The organism is Streptomyces bambusae (assembly GCF_019400985.1).
Classification (GTDB): domain Bacteria; phylum Actinomycetota; class Actinomycetes; order Streptomycetales; family Streptomycetaceae; genus Streptomyces; species Streptomyces bambusae_A.
Window position 1 is genome coordinate 1 of record NZ_WTFF01000551.1, and the last position, 2,519, is coordinate 2,519.

The 2,519-nt window shown below is 76.3% G+C and carries 3 protein-coding genes; all 3 read right to left on the reverse strand.

Annotated features, from left to right (window positions below):
• Positions 1 to 312: 312 nt before the first annotated feature.
• The 3 genes from GPJ59_RS35425 to GPJ59_RS35435 are packed head-to-tail and all read right to left on the reverse strand — an operon-like array spanning position 313 to position 2,440.
• Positions 313 to 1,182 carry an endo alpha-1,4 polygalactosaminidase gene (locus tag GPJ59_RS35425; RefSeq protein ID WP_219672215.1) on the reverse strand — a complete coding sequence of 290 codons (870 nt, stop codon included), beginning with the start codon at positions 1,180 to 1,182 and terminating at the stop codon, positions 313 to 315.
• Positions 1,179 to 1,859: a spherulation-specific family 4 protein gene (locus tag GPJ59_RS35430; protein ID WP_219672216.1), complete on the reverse strand. Its 681-nt coding sequence runs from the start codon at positions 1,857 to 1,859 to the stop codon at positions 1,179 to 1,181. Before GPJ59_RS35430 ends, GPJ59_RS35425 begins: the two co-directional genes overlap by 4 nt.
• Before the next feature lie 14 nt (positions 1,860 to 1,873).
• Entirely contained in the window at positions 1,874 to 2,440 is a 567-nt protein-coding gene (locus GPJ59_RS35435) for a hypothetical protein (protein ID WP_219672218.1), read from the reverse strand.
• Positions 2,441 to 2,519: the final 79 nt, after the last annotated feature.

The following is a 2,519-nucleotide window of genomic DNA, read 5'->3' on the forward strand; positions in this document are numbered from 1 at the left end:
GGCCTGGGCCGCCCGCGCGGGGCCCGGGCCGCCGCCTCGGCAGGGCGGGCCCCGGCCTCCCGGCACCTGCGGTACCGCGCCCCGTCAGGGGCGCGGGGAACTGCGCGACCAGCCCCCACCGGCCCGCGGTTTCATCACCGCGCTTCCAGCCGGAGCGCTTCGCCCCGCCGGGAGGCTAAGCGGGCTCAGCGAAGTCCGGTGCGGTACCGCGCCCCGTCAGGGGCGCGGGGAACTGCGCGACCAGCCACAACGGACGGTCAGCGGTGGGGTCCGGGGCGCAGCCCCCGGCCGGCCATTCGCCCCGCCGGGAAGCTAGTCGCAGGTCCTGCGCCACGCGTCGAGGTCGTACCTCTTCTGCAGCGAGCTCAGGTCCAGTTCGCGTGAGCGGGCGCAGAAGCGGCTCGGCGGGAGTTCGTACTCGGCGTGGAAGACGGCCTTGCCGGCCTTGACGAACGGGGTGAGCCGGTCGCACTCGTCGTACTCGGCGCACTGCTCGTTGACCGCGAAGTCGAAGTCGCCGAGCAGCTGCGGGATCTGGTCCAGGTCGTTCTTCAGGCCCACCGCCAGGCCCCGGTCGTGGGCCAGTGCCGCGATCAGCCGGTTGTAGCGGAGCTGGTCCTCGGCGGTGAGCGGGAAGCCCGACCGGTTGCGGTAGCCGTCCATGTTGTCCGGTTCGACCGCGTCGAAGCCCTTGTCCCGGCACATGTCGAACCGCCGGGCCATCAGCGGCTCCAGCGTGTCCGTCCGCCGGATGTCGAGCCAGCGCTCGCCCTCCCACCCGTTGCCCTTGCCGAGGACCTCCTGCGGGAAGTCGCCGGCGTCGGGGCGGAAGTCCTCCCAGGCGCCGGTGGAGAGGTAGCAGATCACCTTCCGGCCGGCCTGCTTGAGCCGGGCCACCTCCTCCTTCGTGGTGGTGAACCCGTCGACGTCGTACACGGCCGCGTCCACCGACAGGTCGAGGCGGCCGGTCAGCTGCCACTGCCAGGTGGTGCCGGGCCGGGGCTGCCAGCGCTCGCCCGGCGCCTGACCGGTCGAGGGCTGCGGCGGGGCCGGGTCCTCGTCCGGGCCGGCCGTACAGGCCGCGAGCAGCAGGAGGGGCACCACCAGCAGCCAGGCGGGCCGCCGCAGCCGTACGGTGCGCCCCATGCGGAAGCGGGGGCTCTGCGGGCGTGGCGGTCTCATCCGGCGGCCTCCAGGGTGTGCGGCAGGGTGCCCCACGGGTGCGCGCCCGTGCCGGGGACGGCGCAGTGCAGGCCCGCGTGGCGCTGTGCGGCCAATTCTGCGGCCAGTTCCGCGGCCGGGGCGCCCGGCGGGACCGAGTGGACCAGGTGGCAGAACGCGTGCGGGGGGTGGTCGGCGGTCCACGCCGGGGCACCCGGCGCCTCCCGGTAGGCGTCCCAGGGGCCTTCGAAGGTGACCAGGACGTCGGCGAGTGCCGCGTAGCCGGGGTGCGGGTGCACCCCGTGGTTGAGGACCAGTGTGCGGGCGCCGGCGGCCCGGGCGGCGACGGACAGCCGCCGGTAGTGGGGCAGCAGTTCGGGGCCCGCGGCGGCCTGGTCGAGGAAGGCGCCGTCCGCCCCGTACCAGTCGCGGTGGCGCAGCAGGTCCCGGACCACCTCCGCGTGCGGGCGGCGCCCGTAGTCGGTGTCGGCGTACCCGAGGACGGTGACCTGCGCCTCGCGCAGCCGCGCCGCGACGGCGGCGAACCGCTCGTCGGGCGCGTCGCCGGGGCCGTTGCCGGGGTTGAGCCCCACGGAGTGCAGCCGGGGCGCGCAGCGCAGCAGCGCCTCCCAGGCCTCGGGCCGGTCGGCCGGGTGCTCGTAGAGGGGCACCAGCAGCCGGGGGTCGTGGTTCGCCATCTTCGGCTCCCGCCTCACCGGTGCGCCGTGGCGCGGCCGAGCAGGACCAGGACCAGCGCGCACAGCACCGCCGCCGCGGTGCCGGCCACCGCCAGCTGGACCAGCCGCGGCCCGGCCGCCCCCAGCAGCAGGGCCAGGCTCTGCGCGGCGGCGGCCGCCGCGCAGACCGAGGCCGCGTACCGCACGGCGCCGAACGACTGCAGCAGCAGCCCGGTCCACATCACCGCGCCGAGGAGCAGCAGGGTGGCCGCCCGTACGGCGGTCAGGCCGGGGGCGTCCGGCCAGAGCGCGGTGCCGAGGGCGCCGAGCGCCAGCAGCACCGCCAGGTAGAGGCCCAGGCAGTGGGCGAGGGCGGCCAGCGTCCGGTACCGGAAGGCCCGGGGCGAGCGGGCCGCCCGCAGTCCGGCGAGGCTGCCGCTGCGGAACCGGTGCAGCAGCCACTCGGCCGGGCCCATGCTGAGCGTGAGCGCCACCGCCGACGGTGCGGCGACCGCCTCGGCCGGGCCGCCCGCCAGCACCTCGCCCAGGGCGGCGTACAGGACGAGGAGCCCGGTGCCGAGGCCGAACAGGCCGAACGGCACCGAGTCCGCCAGCCGCGGCCCGCGCGGGGCGAACTCTGTCTCTTATAACCATCTGCCGCTGCCGACGCTCTTACGCGTG

What these genes read in the sequence shown, in the direction of transcription:
- GPJ59_RS35425 (WP_219672215.1), bottom strand. Translation starts at nt 1,182, where the DNA reads ATGAGACCGCCACGCCCGCAGAGCCCCCGCTTCCGCATGGGGCGCACC.
- GPJ59_RS35430 (WP_219672216.1), bottom strand. Translation starts at nt 1,859, where the DNA reads ATGGCGAACCACGACCCCCGGCTGCTGGTGCCCCTCTACGAGCACCCG.